Annotated in this window: 19 protein-coding genes; 10 read left to right on the forward strand and 9 right to left on the reverse strand. The window is 39.4% G+C overall.

Annotated features, from left to right (window positions below):
• Positions 1-39 precede the first annotated feature (39 nt).
• From comGA to LC036_RS12490, 7 genes are read left to right on the forward strand one after another with little or no spacing between them, the layout of a single operon-like run.
• Positions 40-1,047 (forward strand): competence type IV pilus ATPase ComGA, encoded by a 1,008-nt coding sequence (gene comGA, locus LC036_RS12460; protein ID WP_226582987.1) that lies wholly within the window; start codon positions 40-42, stop codon positions 1,045-1,047.
• The gene (locus tag LC036_RS12465) at positions 1,004-2,056 is read left to right on the forward strand and encodes a type II secretion system F family protein (RefSeq protein ID WP_226582990.1); all 1,053 of its coding nucleotides are present in this window, start codon (positions 1,004-1,006) and stop codon (positions 2,054-2,056) included. Before comGA ends, LC036_RS12465 begins: the two co-directional genes overlap by 44 nt.
• A 19-nt stretch (positions 2,057-2,075) precedes the next feature.
• Complete coding sequence (comGC, locus tag LC036_RS12470; RefSeq protein WP_226582992.1) at positions 2,076-2,384, forward strand: competence type IV pilus major pilin ComGC; 309 nt, start codon at positions 2,076-2,078, stop codon at positions 2,382-2,384.
• Entirely contained in the window at positions 2,365-2,808 is a 444-nt protein-coding gene (gene comGD, locus LC036_RS12475; protein WP_226582995.1) for a competence type IV pilus minor pilin ComGD, read from the forward strand. The genes comGC and comGD overlap by 20 nt, the downstream gene beginning before the upstream one ends.
• Positions 2,795-3,124: a hypothetical protein gene (locus LC036_RS12480; RefSeq protein ID WP_226582998.1), complete on the forward strand. Its 330-nt coding sequence runs from the start codon at positions 2,795-2,797 to the stop codon at positions 3,122-3,124. Before comGD ends, LC036_RS12480 begins: the two co-directional genes overlap by 14 nt.
• A complete protein-coding gene (gene comGF, locus LC036_RS12485; protein WP_264188321.1) occupies positions 3,111-3,533 on the forward strand; it encodes a competence type IV pilus minor pilin ComGF in 423 nt (140 codons plus the stop codon). Before LC036_RS12480 ends, comGF begins: the two co-directional genes overlap by 14 nt.
• A 46-nt stretch (positions 3,534-3,579) precedes the next feature.
• The gene (locus LC036_RS12490; RefSeq protein WP_226583004.1) at positions 3,580-3,879 is read left to right on the forward strand and encodes a hypothetical protein; all 300 of its coding nucleotides are present in this window, start codon (positions 3,580-3,582) and stop codon (positions 3,877-3,879) included.
• Between the two features lie 236 nt (positions 3,880-4,115).
• On the opposite strand, the gene LC036_RS12495 is transcribed toward LC036_RS12490, so the two are convergent.
• Positions 4,116-4,499, reverse strand: a complete 384-nt coding sequence (locus LC036_RS12495) for a Spx/MgsR family RNA polymerase-binding regulatory protein (RefSeq protein ID WP_226583006.1) — start codon at positions 4,497-4,499, stop codon at positions 4,116-4,118.
• A 245-nt stretch (positions 4,500-4,744) separates the two neighbouring features.
• Between LC036_RS12495 and LC036_RS12500 the strand changes: the two genes are divergently transcribed.
• The gene (locus tag LC036_RS12500; RefSeq protein ID WP_226583009.1) at positions 4,745-4,990 is read left to right on the forward strand and encodes a DUF2626 domain-containing protein; all 246 of its coding nucleotides are present in this window, start codon (positions 4,745-4,747) and stop codon (positions 4,988-4,990) included.
• 134 nt (positions 4,991-5,124) lie between these two features.
• Here the strand turns inward: LC036_RS12500 and LC036_RS12505 are convergent, their stop codons facing one another.
• Entirely contained in the window at positions 5,125-5,748 is a 624-nt protein-coding gene (locus LC036_RS12505; RefSeq protein WP_226583012.1) for an MBL fold metallo-hydrolase, read from the reverse strand.
• A 161-nt stretch (positions 5,749-5,909) separates the two neighbouring features.
• Here LC036_RS12505 and LC036_RS12510 point away from each other — a divergent pair, with 161 nt between their 5' ends.
• Positions 5,910-6,074: a DUF2759 domain-containing protein gene (locus LC036_RS12510; RefSeq protein ID WP_226583014.1), complete on the forward strand. Its 165-nt coding sequence runs from the start codon at positions 5,910-5,912 to the stop codon at positions 6,072-6,074.
• Positions 6,075-6,197: 123 nt separating this feature from the next.
• Here LC036_RS12510 and LC036_RS12515 read toward each other — a convergent pair whose 3' ends face one another.
• From LC036_RS12515 to LC036_RS12540, 6 genes are all read right to left on the reverse strand, one after another.
• The gene (locus LC036_RS12515) at positions 6,198-6,989 is read right to left on the reverse strand and encodes an ABC transporter permease (RefSeq protein ID WP_226583017.1); all 792 of its coding nucleotides are present in this window, start codon (positions 6,987-6,989) and stop codon (positions 6,198-6,200) included.
• A 14-nt stretch (positions 6,990-7,003) separates the two neighbouring features.
• Positions 7,004-7,690 carry an ATP-binding cassette domain-containing protein gene (locus LC036_RS12520; RefSeq protein ID WP_226583019.1) on the reverse strand — a complete coding sequence of 229 codons (687 nt, stop codon included), beginning with the start codon at positions 7,688-7,690 and terminating at the stop codon, positions 7,004-7,006.
• A 225-nt stretch (positions 7,691-7,915) separates the two neighbouring features.
• The gene (locus LC036_RS12525) at positions 7,916-9,799 is read right to left on the reverse strand and encodes an LTA synthase family protein (protein ID WP_226583022.1); all 1,884 of its coding nucleotides are present in this window, start codon (positions 9,797-9,799) and stop codon (positions 7,916-7,918) included.
• A 310-nt stretch (positions 9,800-10,109) separates the two neighbouring features.
• Entirely contained in the window at positions 10,110-11,069 is a 960-nt protein-coding gene (locus tag LC036_RS12530) for an ROK family glucokinase (RefSeq protein WP_226583025.1), read from the reverse strand.
• Positions 11,069-11,284: a YqgQ family protein gene (locus tag LC036_RS12535; RefSeq protein ID WP_226583027.1), complete on the reverse strand. Its 216-nt coding sequence runs from the start codon at positions 11,282-11,284 to the stop codon at positions 11,069-11,071. The genes LC036_RS12530 and LC036_RS12535 overlap by 1 nt, the downstream gene beginning before the upstream one ends.
• A 67-nt stretch (positions 11,285-11,351) precedes the next feature.
• Complete coding sequence (locus tag LC036_RS12540) at positions 11,352-12,755, reverse strand: spore germination protein (protein ID WP_226583926.1); 1,404 nt, start codon at positions 12,753-12,755, stop codon at positions 11,352-11,354.
• Between the two features lie 230 nt (positions 12,756-12,985).
• Between LC036_RS12540 and LC036_RS12545 the strand changes: the two genes are divergently transcribed.
• Positions 12,986-13,846, forward strand: coding sequence for a hypothetical protein (locus tag LC036_RS12545; RefSeq protein ID WP_226583030.1), 861 nt, complete (start codon positions 12,986-12,988; stop codon positions 13,844-13,846).
• Here LC036_RS12545 and LC036_RS12550 read toward each other — a convergent pair.
• Entirely contained in the window at positions 13,840-15,372 is a 1,533-nt protein-coding gene (locus tag LC036_RS12550) for a rhomboid family intramembrane serine protease (RefSeq protein WP_226583033.1), read from the reverse strand. The two genes, LC036_RS12545 and LC036_RS12550, sit on opposite strands and share 7 nt — an antisense overlap.
• Positions 15,373-15,442 lie beyond the last annotated feature (70 nt).

Raw genomic sequence — 15,442 nt, forward strand, 5'->3', positions numbered from 1 at the left:
AATCTTAAAGAATGAATAAAAAAATGAGGTGATAAAACTTTGAAGTCCATCGCTACTCATGCTCGTGATCTTATCGTTTCAGCCATTCAACAGACAGCCTCCGATATCCACTTTTCACCTTATGAGGAAACCGCAAGCATCCACTTCCGTATCCATGGGAAACGAATATTTCACTCAACTCTTCCTCTGCCTATGTATAAAAAAATGCTCTCCTACTTTAAGTTTACATCCGGTATGGATATAGGAGAACAAAAACGCCCCCAAAACGGAACATTTCAACATCGTGATAACCAAAATGCCTTTGACCTCCGCTTATCTACGCTTCCTATTATTGGTACAGAAAGCCTTGCTATCCGCATATTAAACCCTATGTCCCATACCCCGCTTGAACGACTATTCCTTTTCCCCCACCAATTAGAAAGAATTCAAAAGTGGCTCCATCACCGAAGCGGCATGATCTTATTTACTGGTCCTACTGGCAGCGGCAAGACCACTACTCTCTACGCCCTTCTTCAATCCTTAATGAATCAAAGCTCCTTTCAAGCCATTACTCTTGAAGACCCCATAGAAAAGAATATAAACAATATTATACAGGTTCAAGTAAATGAGCGGGCTGGCATTACGTATGACACTGGTTTGAAGGCTGCACTCCGTCATGACCCGGACCTGCTGATGGTAGGGGAAATCCGGGACCAAGCCACAGCTCATTTTGCTTTCCGCGCTGCTTTAAGTGGACATCTGGTCATTAGTACTATCCATGCACGTAATGCTGTCGGAACCATCCACCGACTTAAAGAGATGAATATTAAACAAACGGAATTAGAACAATCGTTAATTGCTATTGCTTCTCAGCAGCTAGTCTCTATTAATGGAAGAGATCAGCTGCCGAAAAGAGCAGCCATTCTTGAGCTTCTTGATGGCGCTCCATTGCAGACGCAAATGAATGGAAGCACGTCTGAGAAACAACCTTTATATTCTTTTGAACAATTAAGGAGGAAAGCCTATGCACTTGGTTTCTTACCTGAAGAAGAAGTTTTTACGTTCTAAAGATCCTCCATTACCAATCGACCATCAGATCATTTTCCTTCATAGATTAAGTCACATTCTTAAGAAAGGATATCCTTTAGTTGAAGCTTTACAAATGACGGGGTGGGACCACCGCTTAAAAGCAAAAGCCGATGATATGATTCTGACTTTAAAATTGGGAGAGCCATTTAGCACAGCCTGTGAAAGAGCCCGCTTTTCCAGTACGGTTACAACCTTTTTATACTTTAGTAATTTCCAGGATAATCTGGCAGAAATCATCCATCAATGTAGAGAGCTTTTACAGATGAAAAAAGATCAGAAAGAGAAATTATTTAAAGTAATTCGATACCCTTTTCTCTTATTTATCTTTCTAATTGCTGCTTTTATCATTATGAAAAAGACGGTTATACCAAATTTTCTCCTCCTTTTTGAAGGAGAGGATAACAAGGCTTTGTGGCTTATGATCGTTATTAATTACATGATGAACATAAGCGGCATAGTTGTGATACTGTTTATTATCGCCGCGACTTCTTTCAAGTTTATCTTACCCCGTCTTTCTATTCAAAAAAAGCTTTCTCTATACGAAAGATTCCCTCCATTAAAAACCTACCATTCCTTTAACGTTTCTTTCCTTTTCACGACCCATCTTTATTCTCTATTACAAGCTGGTTTAACTCTAAAACAGGCAATGGAACTAATCCAGGGGCATCATCAGCATGAGATCCTTGCTCATTACAGTCAAAGAATTGTGCTGGATCTTTCCGAAGGGAAAACAACAGCTTCTGCGATCCACAGCTGTTCATTGTTCAGAAATGAGTTAACCGATATCTTTCACCATACAAATGACATGAAAGCATTACAGGATGAACTTGAGATGCTTTCTGAATTTTTCATGGAATATATGCAGGAGAAAATAAATAGCTGGCTCCAAATGATTCAACCCGTTTTTTTCATAGGAATTGCCATCGTTATCGTTAGTATATACGCATCCATTATGCTTCCTCTATACCATTGGATGAATCAAATGTAAATAAAGGAGACTGTTTTCTATGTTAAGAAATAATGAAGGTTTCACCCTTATTGAAATGCTTATCGTCCTGCTGGTTATTTCTGTTCTTTTAATCATTACCATCCCAAATATGTCTAAAAACAGCAATACAATACGTGATAAAGGATGCGAAGCACTGATTGTAACGGCCCAGGCTCAAGTTGAAGCATACTGGCTTGAAAATAATGCGTACCCGGCTGCTATTGACGACCTTGTGAGTGGAGAGTATATCAACGAAGCGACATGCCCGAATGGAGAAACACTTCAAATCGTTAATGGAGTTATAACAAGTGAAGTTCCGCAGCCTTAATGGATACACCTTAACAGAAACTGTTATCGTTCTTTTGTGCTGGGCTGTTATGATTGGCTGTTTTATTCCGATTCAGCACAGCACTTACCAAAATACCCAGTCCTCCTATTTCTTACGGCAATTTAGAGAGGATATCCTTACCACTCAACACCTCTCGATGAACGACCATGTTTTCTACTCTCTAAGGTTTCATCAGGATTCAAACCAATACCTTTTGTATGATGCAGCAAACAGACAGACCGTTTTCACTAGAAAACTGCCCGATCTATGGAGGATACAGATGCTCACTTTAGACCCAATCGTAAAATTTAATCAGAATGGCGTCATTACTAAACCAGGCTCCATGATGATAATAACTCCAGCAAAAACATATAAAATTATTTTTCCTTTTGGAGTAAGCAGGATTCGTATTGAAGAAGTATAATGGCTTCACCATGTTTGAAACCATTCTGGCATTCAGCCTGTTACTTGTCATCCTGCTTTTTCTTCTCCCTTCCCTCAGTAAAATGCACCTCAATCAAAAGGAGTTACAAATCGAACGGGAAGCGACAACGCTTCTACATGAGGTCTTTTACGTACATCAACAAGAATACCGGCCCACTCCCTATTCAGAAGCTCATCATATCGATGTCGAAGTTCAACTAATCATAAAAAAAGAGGAAGGATGGATCAAAGGCTGTGCGAAATGGAAAGATTTTAACAAAAACCAAAAAGAAGTTTGTCTCTATGATATCCCCTGAGTGTGAGGAAGGTTTCACCTTATTGGAAGTAATGATTAGTTTAGCTACGATAATGCTCATCCTCTCACTTGTTACCCCCATCCTCTCGATTCTTTCGTTTCATACCGAGTACGAACAGCCATTAGCCGTCCGACAATTAAGAAACTTTCTGCAGGAAGAGTTAAATCAGTCACGCAGCTATACATTTACTAAACAAGCACTGACGATTATTGATAAAGACAAGCGGCAGGTCCTGATTGAAAAGGATGGAAACGTTATAAAGCGGACTGTTGACGGACGTGGATATGAATTCCTGCTGCAAAATGTTCGAAACCTTTCTTTTGAAAAAGAAGTTTATACAGCTGATATTAAAGTGGTGATGGAAAATGAGGAAAGATACGAGGAACACTTACACCTTCCTGGAAAATAATCAATCAGGAGTAATCTACCCATGGGTTCTTCTCCTCTCTTTTGTTATGATTTTGATTGTTATGAAAACGGCTGAACAGTATCAAAACCATATCATAATTACAGAGAGTCATCATTCAGGGATCATTAAAGAACATTTACTACAATCATCCCGCAGGGAATTAGAAATAGAGCTTCGTTCCGCCACCTCTCTTGACTCTCCCCATCAATACGTAAGAGAAACCCCAAACGGAAGTGCCAAAGCCGAATGTATCATTGAAACTTCTCCTATATGGTCATGTAATTGGGAGTTAACTACAAATAATTCGGGAACAAAGTTCTCTAAGACTTTTCACTTTACTCCATAAATTTAAGAAGAATTTTACGCGTAAGAAAAAGGAAAATTCCACCGGGTATGAGGAGCAGGTTGAAAGAGATCGCCGGCCCCCTTCAGGAAAGCAATTACATCCCCAAAATTCCTTGCTCTATTTTCTCTCGAAATCCAGGATTCAAGGTAAGGTTGTTAAGAATGAACAGAGCTGTTAATAAGAGCTGAAAAAGATACAAAAAATGCACCTTCATATTATAAGGTGCACCGAAATGGTTACGAGATTTTTTCTGTGTATTCCATTCTATTGTCTGTAATACCTCTTAGTCCATCTACATCATAGCCTACAACAAGCTTTTTACCGTTCGTTAGAATGGGACGGCGCAGCAATTTTGGCTTTTCGATAACAAGATCAAGAAATTCACTTAATGATAAATCCTCTACGTCTATATCCAATGTTTTATATTCCTTACTTCTTTTGGCCAATATTTCATCTATACCACTTGTTGTAAGAGACAAAATACGTCTCAATTCATCGGCAGTAGGAGTCTCACGAAATAAATGCTGTTCGTTAAAATCCACCCCTTGACTGTTTAACCATGACTTCGTACGCCGACAGGATGTGCAACTTGGGTATGTGTAGAATTTTAACTCTTCCATGTTCAACGCTCCTCGCTTTTTTAATGTATGTTGTATAGTTAGTGTATAACCTTTGTACAATATTTTAAACCCCTTTTTTCTAATGACAAATAATATTCACATAATAAAGGGGTTAGTGAATAAAAAGAGCGGTTATACAAATACTGAGCACATGGAAGATATGAATACGTTTTATTTACAATTGTATCCTGGTCGTTTATAATATGTATGATAGTTTAACGAGAGAAAAGGAGGGGGAAAAAAGCATGGATCGTATGTTTCGAGTGCTGGCCTTTTGGACAGGTATCTTCGCTGTCATGTTTTATACAGGCGATATGGTTGAAGCGTCATTATTATCTCTAGTTCAAACGGCTTTTTTCCTTACTATCGGTTACCTTAGGCTGTCAGAACGTATGTATGTTTACATATTTTTCTCATACTTGACAGTATTCATGATCGGTTTTACGTACTACTGTTCATTTATTCTCGTACCTGGTTTTGGTGGACACTAAAAAATAACCTGTTATCCATGATGGATAACAGGTTATTTTTTATTATGGAGATGTGTATCTTCCATATGTGCTGACTCCACCTCACCAGCCCTCTAAATTAATGGAGAACTTAACTGCAAGGATATATAAGAAAGTCAATTAAAAAATGGGTTCTCATTTCTCTCTTCTTCAATTGTAGTCGGAAGACCGTGACCAGGAAAAACACGCATATCATTTCGCAGACTAAACAGTTGTTCTTCAATGCTTTTTTCTAATTGAGTACGACTTCCGCCTGGTAAATCGGTACGGCCGATTCCTCTCTGAAATAGAGTATCTCCTACAATTGTAAACCTTTGGTTCCTGAAGACAAACGATACGCTGCCAGGGGAATGACCAGGTGTGAATCGCACCTCGAAAGTAAAATCTCCGATTTCCATTTGACCTATCTCAAAAAAATGATCAGCGGTACCTGCTTTGATCTCTCCAAGACCAAAAAGCGCGGAACCATTCTTTGCAGGGTCCTCCAGCCAATCCGCTTCATTCTCATGTATGTAAACAGGAGCATTATATTCCCGGCGCACATCGTCTACAGCACCAATATGATCGAAGTGGGCATGCGTTAATAAAACAGCCTCAACATCTAATTCCCTTTCTTTTAAATAATTTTCCAGCTTCTCAAAGTCTCCACCGGGATCAACTACCAGTGCTTTTTTGTTTTCGTGAATCACGTATGCATTTGTTCCCATCGGTCCTAACGGTAGACGTGATATTTTAATCATTGGGTTACACCTCTTTAGGATTTTTAGAAAATACAGGTAGATAACTCGACATTCTTTCCTTTATGCTATAAAATAAATGAGTACCTACACTCGTTACATATAGTATAACATCCATGATATTAGGATGATAATAAAGAAAAGTGATTTAGGGGGTGCTGAACTTGGTAACAGCTATTCTTCTTTTAATCGTTACAATTCTTTGTATTTTCGCCGTTTTCCGCGAACTGAAGACGAAGAACTTTTTCGCCGTTTTATTTGCGGGTGCATCAGCATTGGTTTTTGGTTGGTTCTCTGTTATGACCATTTGGTATAACCTATTCGGGTAACAATAAAAGCAAGCGGCAAATTTGTCGCTTGCTTTTTTATTTACTCTTCCAAAGACTTCTGGAATCATTTATTAACACAGGATCTATGTATATATTCACACAAATATATACACCCATCCGTTCTTACTTTGATCTGGAACTACGGATTTCTTCATCCGATTGAAGAAGCTGTTTATTGGTATTGAAGAAATAACGGTACATAGCAAGCGTAATAAACATCGCACTCAGTGAAACAGAAGAGAAGATACTTAAAGAAATCACCAGCTGGTATTTAATGGCCATGACAGGTGAAACGCCTCCTAAAATTAACCCTGTCATCATTCCCGGCAGTTGTACAAGTCCGATGGTTTTTAAACGATCCACATTAGGAATTAATGAAGCATGTAATGTTTTTTGTACAATCAGATGAGAAGCCTGTTTTGGCTCTGCTCCCAGTGATAAAGAGGCCAGTAAGCGCCCATGATTCTCTTTAAATTCACTTTTCATTCTCTCAAGCGACAATCCCATAGCTGTCATACTGTTCCCAATAACCATCCCGCTCATTGGTACAACCTCTGAAGGCCGGAACTCAATCATATCAAAAACCAGCCATAAACTAAGGACCCCTAATTCGATAATAGTAAGACCAGCAAATATAACAAATCCTACATAAGGAAGTTCCTTCCCTCTCTGTCTTGCATGCAAAGTAGCAATGATAATCATCACCGTTAACATAAAAGGGATGCCATAAGAGGCAGGCAGATCAAAAAGGAAGGTCAGTATATAACCAATAGCAAAGAGCTGCACTGTACCTCTTAATGTAGACCACAATACGTTCTTACTGACACCTAATTGATAATAATAGGAAAGCGTCAAAGGAACGATAACAAATATAACAAGAAAAATTAGTGACTGATTTGAAATTTCAGGTGCCAAAATTATACACGTCCTTACTGTTCTATGAATTCAGCCAGCTGAGAGGTCTTAGGATGATCCAGCATATCTGGAATCTTTCCATCTTCCTGCAGACGCCCATCCTTCAAAAATAAACCTCTGTCACCTAACCTCCGTGCCTGACTCAAATTATGAGTGACCATTAACATCGTCAATTGATGCTCTTCAATTAACTCTTTTAGTACTTCTTCTATCTCCTCCGCTGTTCGATAATCAAGTGCACTCGTAGGTTCATCTAAAAGAAGAACCTCAGGAGAATTGGCTAGAGTTCTAGCTAAAGATACACGCTGTTTCTCACCACCGGAAAGCTGATCCACATCCCTCTCCAGATAACTGGATGGCAGTTGGACATACTCGAGGAGCTTTTTCCCCTCTGAATTTTTCCAATTCCCGACAAGTGAAGGGCCGTACTTGATGTTATCCAATACCGTTCCCGGAAACAGGTTAGGGGCTTGAAGAACAAGACCTACCTTTTTTCGTAAATCTATAATCGGGTGATTTTGAATAGGCTCCCCTTCATAATAAATCTGTCCTCGCTCCGGGTCACTCAAACGATTTAATAAAAAAAGCAGTGTGCTCTTCCCTGCTCCTGATGGTCCAAATAAAATAACTTTATCCTTTTGGTTTATTGTAAAGTTTAGATCCTCAAGCGGTTCCTGGTACACGTTTTCAAATCGAAACATTGGTATTCCCCTCTTTTCGTAATTATTATGTATGTGCATATCATTACCCTTCCTGACATTAAAATATGTGAAAGTACGACAGAACTTAACGAACGATCTTTTTTATAAATCACTTATACGTTGATTGGAATCATAAAAAAACGTATATCCAAAATCCTTGTTAAACTAAATTTAAGAATAAAAAAGAAGAGCCCGCCACGACTTGAATCGCAGCGGACTCCTTGCTTATTTCTCATTTTCTTTATCAAAATCATAAAACCTAAAGAGGTCTCCATAAATGATGTTATCCGAATAATTAAGTTCCTGATCCACTCTTTCCTTTATAGGCAGACATGCTTTGGAGGCCTCCTCGCTCAACGGCTCGCCGGTTGAACGATCGTAACAAACCTCATGGGTGTAAAGGTAGTCCTCACTAATAAAGCTGCCGTCTCTCAAGGCAATGAAGCCTTTTCGTTGTTCAGAGAACATATTGTCACCAAACGTAAGGTCATCATCGGCCTTAATACCAAGAAGGTGCAGCAGCGTCGGCTTAACATCAATTTGTCCGACGACTTCTTTCTTCACACCACCATCTTCATATCCAGGAATATGAATCATAAAAGGTACACGCTGCAATTGAACTTGTAAAAATGGATCAACTTCTTCTCCTAAGAATTGTCCCATTGCTTTGTTGTGGAAATCACTAATACCATAATGGTCCCCCATTAGGACAATGATTGAATCTTCATACAGCCCGGAATCTTTTAGCTGCTGGAAGAAACGTTCTAAAGCTTCGTCTGTATACCGAGCTGTCTGGAAGTATGAGTTGAGTGTATTGGAATTTGAGTCATACTTATCAATATTTGCTTTCTCTTCTGGAAGTTCAAAAGGAAAATGGTGCGTCAATGTAATAAACTTACTATAGAAAGGTTTTTCCTGTGACTGCAGATACTTGATTGACTGCTCGAAGAAAGCCTTATCTTCCAATCCCCACCCGAACGAATTTTCAGGTGTGATTTGGAATGATTTCTCATCATAAAAATCATCATATCCTATATTGTCATACATAACATCCCGATTCCAAAAACTTCCATTATTAGCGTGAAAAACAGACGTTTCATAACCTTCTTTGTTCAAGATCTCAGGGAGTGCGTGGTATTCGTTACCTGCATTTGTGAAATAAACCGCCCCTCTTCCTAAGGGATAAAGGGAATTCTCCACAATGAACTCTGAATCGGATGTTTTTCCCTGAGCTGTTTGATGGTAAAAGTTTTCAAAGGTAATCGTGTCTTTACTATTCTTTAAATCGTTTAGGAATGGCGTTGTTTCTGTTCCGTTGACTTCAGAATCAAGCAGAAAATCCTGAAAAGACTCAACACTGACAAAAATAACGTTTTTATCTTCAGCAACTCCATACAGCTCTGCGCTTTTATCTGCCTTATCAGGAGAATTTTCTTTTAGATAACTTTCAATTTCACTGATTTCACTGCCATCAGCAAATACACGCTGCGCCTTCGTTTTCGTCTGCATGGTTGCATCATATAAGTGGTAATTATAAATGCCGATGTTCTTTACTAAATACTCTCTATCAAACGCCCGGACAAACAACATAGGTCTTTCGATCTCGGCAAGAACGACGTTGCCGGACAGAAGCAGGAAAGTAACGGCTGTAGCAGCAATTTTCCCACGTTTCGGAAGGTTGATCGACAGGTTAAACTTCTGTTTACTTAGATACCAGACCAAAGCGACATCCAAAAAGATAAAGATATCTTCCCAATGAAGCAATGTCAGAAAACTGCCCGTTAAATCGGCAGCATTATTGCCTTGAAATAGGACAGGTATCGTAATGAAGTCTGTAAAGTTACGATAGAAGATTAAATTTACAAATAAAATCAAGGAACCGATCAGAATGGTCCATCTCAAATACTTCATTTGTTTTCTTGGTTTCAGCCAAACGCTGATTGCAAAAATCAGATAAGCGCTGGCAATAGGATTAAAAAATAGTATAAATTCCTGCATGGGGTTTTCAATGGATAAATCAAACATAAATCTGTAAACAACATAGGTTTTTAAGCCAAATAGAAATGTCGCGATTACAAATAAAGGCATGCGAATATTTTTCAATTGCATGTTGGTTCCTCCTCTAGTGCGTACATGGATAACTTTTACAAATGTTAACCACTTCTTTATCTTTTTTACATTTTCCACTTAATATAAATATTAAACCGACTCTATTAATATGACGTCCATGGTCCTATAAAAGTTTCATCATTTTTTTCTTCCATATAAAATCATCCATTTATCATGGGCCTATCTAATGATAATAAATGCACATTAGAATTGGAAGACTTTACGATTAAAAATCGGTTACATTTTTTTACATGGATGTCATACACCCAAAAAACCATATAAAAATTGGAGCCTTTCAGCTCCAATTCTTTTACTTATTCTTTTTTACTAAATAAGCACCGCCGATAACACCTGCATCATTTCCCAATTCAGCTATACCAAAACTGGAGGCTTCTACTGTTCTATTTAGCGCATACTTCCGAAATGCCGCCTGCAATGGTTCCAGAAGTAGTGAACCTGCCTTAGAAACACCACCGCCAATTACAATCTTCTCAGGGTTTGTAACAATGGCCATATTTGAAATTGCCATTCCTAAAACATCTGTTATTTTCAAGAGAACTTGTTTTGCGGCTTCATCTCCTGCTTCAACAGCTTCAAAAACAGTCTTAGATGTAAGTTCTCCCGCATCAATAGCTCTATGCAGCATGGAATCCGGGTATTCCTCTGCTTTCTTTTTCGCTTCCCGAACGATACCAGTCGCTGAAGCTACAGTCTCAAGACATCCCGTCCTCCCACAGTTACAAAGAACGCCGCCGTCAGGAATGACTGTAACGTGACCAAGCTCGGCTGCTGTACCGTTGGCCCCGTTGATGACCAGACCGTTGGAAATAATCCCGCCACCTACACCTGTTCCAAGTGTAACAGCTATAAGTTCACGACATCCCTGTCCGGCACCTAACCAATTTTCTCCTAAAGCCGCTAAGTTTGCATCGTTATCGACCCACACACGAAGACCTGTACGTTCACTCAAGTGCCTGCCAAAGTCAAAGTCTTTCCACCCGATATTTACAGCTTCATGTATATACCCTGTCGCTGTGTCAACAAAGCCTGGAGCTCCTGCGCCAATTCCTTCAACAGACGCTTTGTCGATATTGAGAGCCTTCAGCTGCTCTTCAATAGCTGAGGCAATATCTTCTGGAATAGCTTTTCCTTTTTCATCAGTGTTCGTCGGTATTTCCCATTTTTTTATGATCTGACCGCTATCCAGTATAAAAGCCAGCTTGACGGTCGTTCCACCAATGTCCGCACCAATATAGTATCTCTCTCCCATTATAAGTCCTCCCTTTTTTGTCGATCTTTCTGCCTGGCAATCTCACTTTTTAGTAAGATCATAGCCATTTGATAATCTTCTGTCATCATACATTGCGATTTATACAGCTCCCGTACTTCCTCTTCCATTAATTCAAGATCAGCTAAACGATCGCCTATGTATATAATCGTACCGAATTTTTTTAAATGCTGTTGAATATCATAAATTGTTTTCATCTTTTATCACCTTTTATCATTATACCAAGAGCTTACTGGAATGAAAACGCAAAAAAATCCTGACCAGTTAACGGTCAGGATCCTTAGGATGCAAGAAAGCAGGTCTTCTGTTTTTTAATGGGATTGGTGAGCGAAGAAGCACATCCCTTAAAGGCTTCCAGGAAAAAGGCATAAATGGCCATAGAAACGGCGTTTTAAATGTCTGCATACGCGTTAAGTACAAGAGCCAGAATGTAACTCCAATGACATACCCTTTCAGACCGAACATTCCTGTAACCAGGAGTAAAGCTAACCGTGATATCCGATCAGCAAGACCCACTTCATAACTTGGAGTAGCAAACGTTCCAATAGCAGCTAAAGCTAAATACAAAACGACTTCACTGGAAAATAAGCCTACATCAACAGCTACTTGACCAATTAAGATAGCTGCCACTAAACCCAGGGCTGTCCCGAGTGAAGACGGTGTGTGAATAGCAGCCATTCGAAGCATATCTATGCCTACCTCAGCAAAAAGAAATTGTAAAAGCAGTGGAATCGTACCTGTATCCGTGGGACCGATAAAAGACAAAGATTCAGGTAAAAGTTCTGGGTATTTTGAGAACAGGAAATATAAGGGTAGAATAAAAATCGAAGCAAAAAACGCAAAAAAACGAACCCAGCGCAAGTATGCCCCTACTAAAGGCTTCTGTCGATACTCTTCTGCATGCTGCATATGGTGCCAAAATGTGGCCGGGGTAATCATCACGCTGGGAGAGCCATCAATAATGACTAAAATATGTCCTTCATACAGATGAGCAGCAGCTGTGTCTGGTCTTTCCGTATAGCGAATCACCGGATATGGATTCCAATACTGACCACTAATATATTCTTCAATCGTTTTTTCAGCCATGGGAAGAGCATCGGTATCTATTTCTTTTAGAACTCTTCTCAGATGTTCAACCCTTTCTGTATCCGCTATATCTTTAATATAGCAGATACTTACATCTGTCATAGACCTACGCCCAACTTGTAAGTATTCCATACGTAGGGAACGGTCACGAATTCTTCTCCTTGTTAATGCTGTATTGAAAATGATGGTTTCGACAAAGCCATCTCTGGACCCTCGTACAACCCTTTCTAAGTCTGGTTCCTGTGGGCCGCGAACGGGATAGGTTCTGGCATCAATCATGATGATTTCGTCGACACCTTCAACGAGTAGTGCTGTCGGACCTCCCAGGACAAGATCCGCCGCCTTGTTCATATCCTTCTCTTGTCCGAGCTCCACATATGGAATATGTGTTTTTAACAGTTTCTCCAAAGGATCCGGATCTAATTGGTCGGGATCTAAACGGGACAGTAATTTCATTAAGTAATGCAGAATATCGTCTTTTACAAATCCATCGACAAGAAATAAAGACATGCCTCTCCCTGCATAAACGAGATCCAAGTGGACCATATCAAAACTCTCATCCACTCCAAGCCTATCCTTCATATAGGCTACATTTTTCTCATAACTATCAAACAATCGCTGTTCCTGCTTTTCTTCCACATCTTTTCCTCCTCGATGCGTGCTATCGATTAGTTTTTTCAAATCAAAGAAATTCATGCATTGAAGAGGGAAATCCATTCCTTAGAATTCTCGTGCATGTCCTACATCCCAATGTCATATCTTTTTATATACATACCCGCCCATAATGCAAGCATTCTTAAGGAGATGGTAGGATGAAAAAGGTGTGGTTATATTGGGTTCTCGGACCGTTAGCTTTAGCCATTATCATCGCTTTGTACACACAGTTTGATAAAGATAAGTCCGTCATTAAATATTTTCCTATTGATGTGGAAAGAACCTTTAAATCTTTTGGGACAACTTTGGATTTCGGACAGCAGGAAGATGAGGATGAATATGAGGTTTTCTGGAAAGTTTCTTCAGAAAGCGATGGTCCTATGTACCTTAGACAAGATGTCTCATTATTGTATGTCAATGGCAGACTTAAAGGGATTGTAAGTAAGTGGGAGGAAAATGGCACCGTTATCGAAAAAGAAACCTCTATACATGGCGAAGACAGCCAAAAGTACCAAGCTATCTCTTTCCACCATGGTGAGATTCATGAAGGGGAAGTTCCAATAAAGAGTATCCAGGCAACTTCAAAAGATGAATTGTATGTGATTGATTCCCCTCACACGGTTCGTTCGTCTTTCAAATCTCCTATGACACCCGAAGAAAAAGAATGGAAAAAACGACTTGATCATACGATTCATCAGCAGATTGAAGCACAGTGGACTGAACTGTTAAATCATTATCAAATTCCAAAGGAAGAATACACTCTTGTTCCGCTTACTGACTTGGCCGATTACACAGACACACCGTTCCCTGGCACAACTGAAGAGAACTTTGAAAGAATTAAAGGACAGCTGTGGGAAGGACTTTATAAAAACTATGTGCTTGGCATCAGTGATACAAAGTCCTCCCATCCAATACAAAGTTATATTCCTCTTATCTTATTTGATAAGAAAGGTAAACATTTAATCGTTTTATATGAGGACGACACAGGTAAAAAACATCAATTGATTCAATATTATTGACGTAATTCCCTTTTCAGTTTTTGAAACTCCTCATTTTCAGGCTTTAGTGAAACAGCGGTTGCCGCGTGTTCAGCCGCTTTTTTCACCTGTCCCTCCTCCTGATATAAAAGAGCTAAATTATAATGCGCTTCTGCCATCTCAGGAGCAATAGACACAACACTTTCCAAATCTTCTTTCGCTTTCTTTGAACGCCCTGTCTTTACGTAAGCATACGATCGATTAAATAAAAGTTCAGCTTCATAAATGCCTGGATTTTCAAGGCTTGTGGTCGTCTGTTCAATCACACGATCATAATCTCCCCGTTGATTTAATTCTTGAGTTTCCTGTACTTGAGAGTATGTCTGTTCTCCATTAAGCCATCCTGTAAAACCAATATAAGCCATTGCTCCAAATGCTAAGAGATATAGAACAAAAGCTCCTGCCTGCATTTTTCCTATTTTATGCTTAGGCATCTGGATAAAGGCGGAAGCAAGAAACCCTCCGATCAGTCCTCCTATATGGGCTCCATTATCCACCTGAGGCACAAGAAGTCCAAAAGAGATATTAAGAAGGATGATGAAAATTAAATTCCACCCCAGCGTTCGAAAAAAGAGCTGCTTGTATTGAATACCAAAAAAGATCAAAGCTCCAAACAGGCCAAAAATAGCACCTGAAGCACCCGCTGCTACATGTGGGTTTAACATAAAACTGGCCAGGCCGCCAAAAAGTCCGGCAAGCATATAAATGAAAAAGAATCTCCCCGACCCATAGATTCTTTCCACGGCTACACCAAGATAGAAGAGCGCCAGCATATTCATAAATAAATGAATCATCCCAATATGCAAAAACATAGATGTCAGGATTCTCCACCATTCTCCTTCTACAATAGCGGGGTTATACTTCGCCCCATAATCGATTAAGGTAAGAACAGAAGTTGTATCCCCTTTCCATTCGATGTACATAAAAATAAGTATATTCAGTGCTAATAAAACATAGGTAATGCGAGGTTTTCCATAATCAAAAAGAGACATCACCCGCTTTCTCTGATCCTGCTGCTTCTTAACCAGCTGGTGCTTCATGTAGGGAAGTATGGATTCCATTTCACTTTCTTCCATGTCGGTATGGATTTCAGACTCTTCCATATCAAACACCCGATAAAAGCGGTTATGTTCTTCTTCTTTCAGCGAATCACTCATGTAATAGACGTGGACGGGTGTTTTTTTAGTGGATAAATTCTCTACGACATCCTCCCACTCTTCTACAGGATTATGTTCGGATATATAAAGAGTATGTAATTGTACTTTTCCACCACGAAAAAGCTTACGATTTTGGGTTAACTGTTTATACGTCTTCTCCAAATCTCTTCTTAGTTCATTCTTCCAGTTTATCTGCTTATGTTTAAGACGTACCACGTGGGTCTTCCAGCCATGTTCTTTTTCTAACCAAACTTCTCCATGACTTGTATTCATATGCAGCACCTGAAAGTCATGAGCTGCTACAAGGTTATACGTCATTTTCCATAAATAATACTCTTGTTTAATGAACAATTTGAAACCTCCTCCCTCTCTTCTATCATATCACGAGACTTTTGACAGCCGCTATTTCCGATCTACCAAA

It is taken from the genome of Halobacillus litoralis, from assembly GCF_020524025.1.
Taxonomy (GTDB): domain Bacteria; phylum Bacillota; class Bacilli; order Bacillales; family Halobacillaceae; genus Halobacillus; species Halobacillus litoralis_D.

What these genes read in the sequence shown, in the direction of transcription:
- LC036_RS12465 (WP_226582990.1), top strand. Translation starts at nt 1,004, where the DNA reads ATGCACTTGGTTTCTTACCTGAAGAAGAAGTTTTTACGTTCTAAAGAT.
- comGC (WP_226582992.1), top strand. Translation starts at nt 2,076, where the DNA reads ATGTTAAGAAATAATGAAGGTTTCACCCTTATTGAAATGCTTATCGTC.
- comGF (WP_264188321.1), top strand. Translation starts at nt 3,111, where the DNA reads ATGATATCCCCTGAGTGTGAGGAAGGTTTCACCTTATTGGAAGTAATG.
- LC036_RS12490 (WP_226583004.1), top strand. Translation starts at nt 3,580, where the DNA reads ATGATTTTGATTGTTATGAAAACGGCTGAACAGTATCAAAACCATATC.
- LC036_RS12495 (WP_226583006.1), bottom strand. Translation starts at nt 4,499, where the DNA reads ATGGAAGAGTTAAAATTCTACACATACCCAAGTTGCACATCCTGTCGG.
- LC036_RS12500 (WP_226583009.1), top strand. Translation starts at nt 4,745, where the DNA reads ATGGATCGTATGTTTCGAGTGCTGGCCTTTTGGACAGGTATCTTCGCT.
- LC036_RS12505 (WP_226583012.1), bottom strand. Translation starts at nt 5,748, where the DNA reads ATGATTAAAATATCACGTCTACCGTTAGGACCGATGGGAACAAATGCA.
- LC036_RS12520 (WP_226583019.1), bottom strand. Translation starts at nt 7,690, where the DNA reads ATGTTTCGATTTGAAAACGTGTACCAGGAACCGCTTGAGGATCTAAAC.
- LC036_RS12525 (WP_226583022.1), bottom strand. Translation starts at nt 9,799, where the DNA reads ATGCAATTGAAAAATATTCGCATGCCTTTATTTGTAATCGCGACATTT.
- LC036_RS12530 (WP_226583025.1), bottom strand. Translation starts at nt 11,069, where the DNA reads ATGGGAGAGAGATACTATATTGGTGCGGACATTGGTGGAACGACCGTC.
- LC036_RS12535 (WP_226583027.1), bottom strand. Translation starts at nt 11,284, where the DNA reads ATGAAAACAATTTATGATATTCAACAGCATTTAAAAAAATTCGGTACG.
- LC036_RS12540 (WP_226583926.1), bottom strand. Translation starts at nt 12,755, where the DNA reads ATGAAGGATAGGCTTGGAGTGGATGAGAGTTTTGATATGGTCCACTTG.
- LC036_RS12545 (WP_226583030.1), top strand. Translation starts at nt 12,986, where the DNA reads ATGAAAAAGGTGTGGTTATATTGGGTTCTCGGACCGTTAGCTTTAGCC.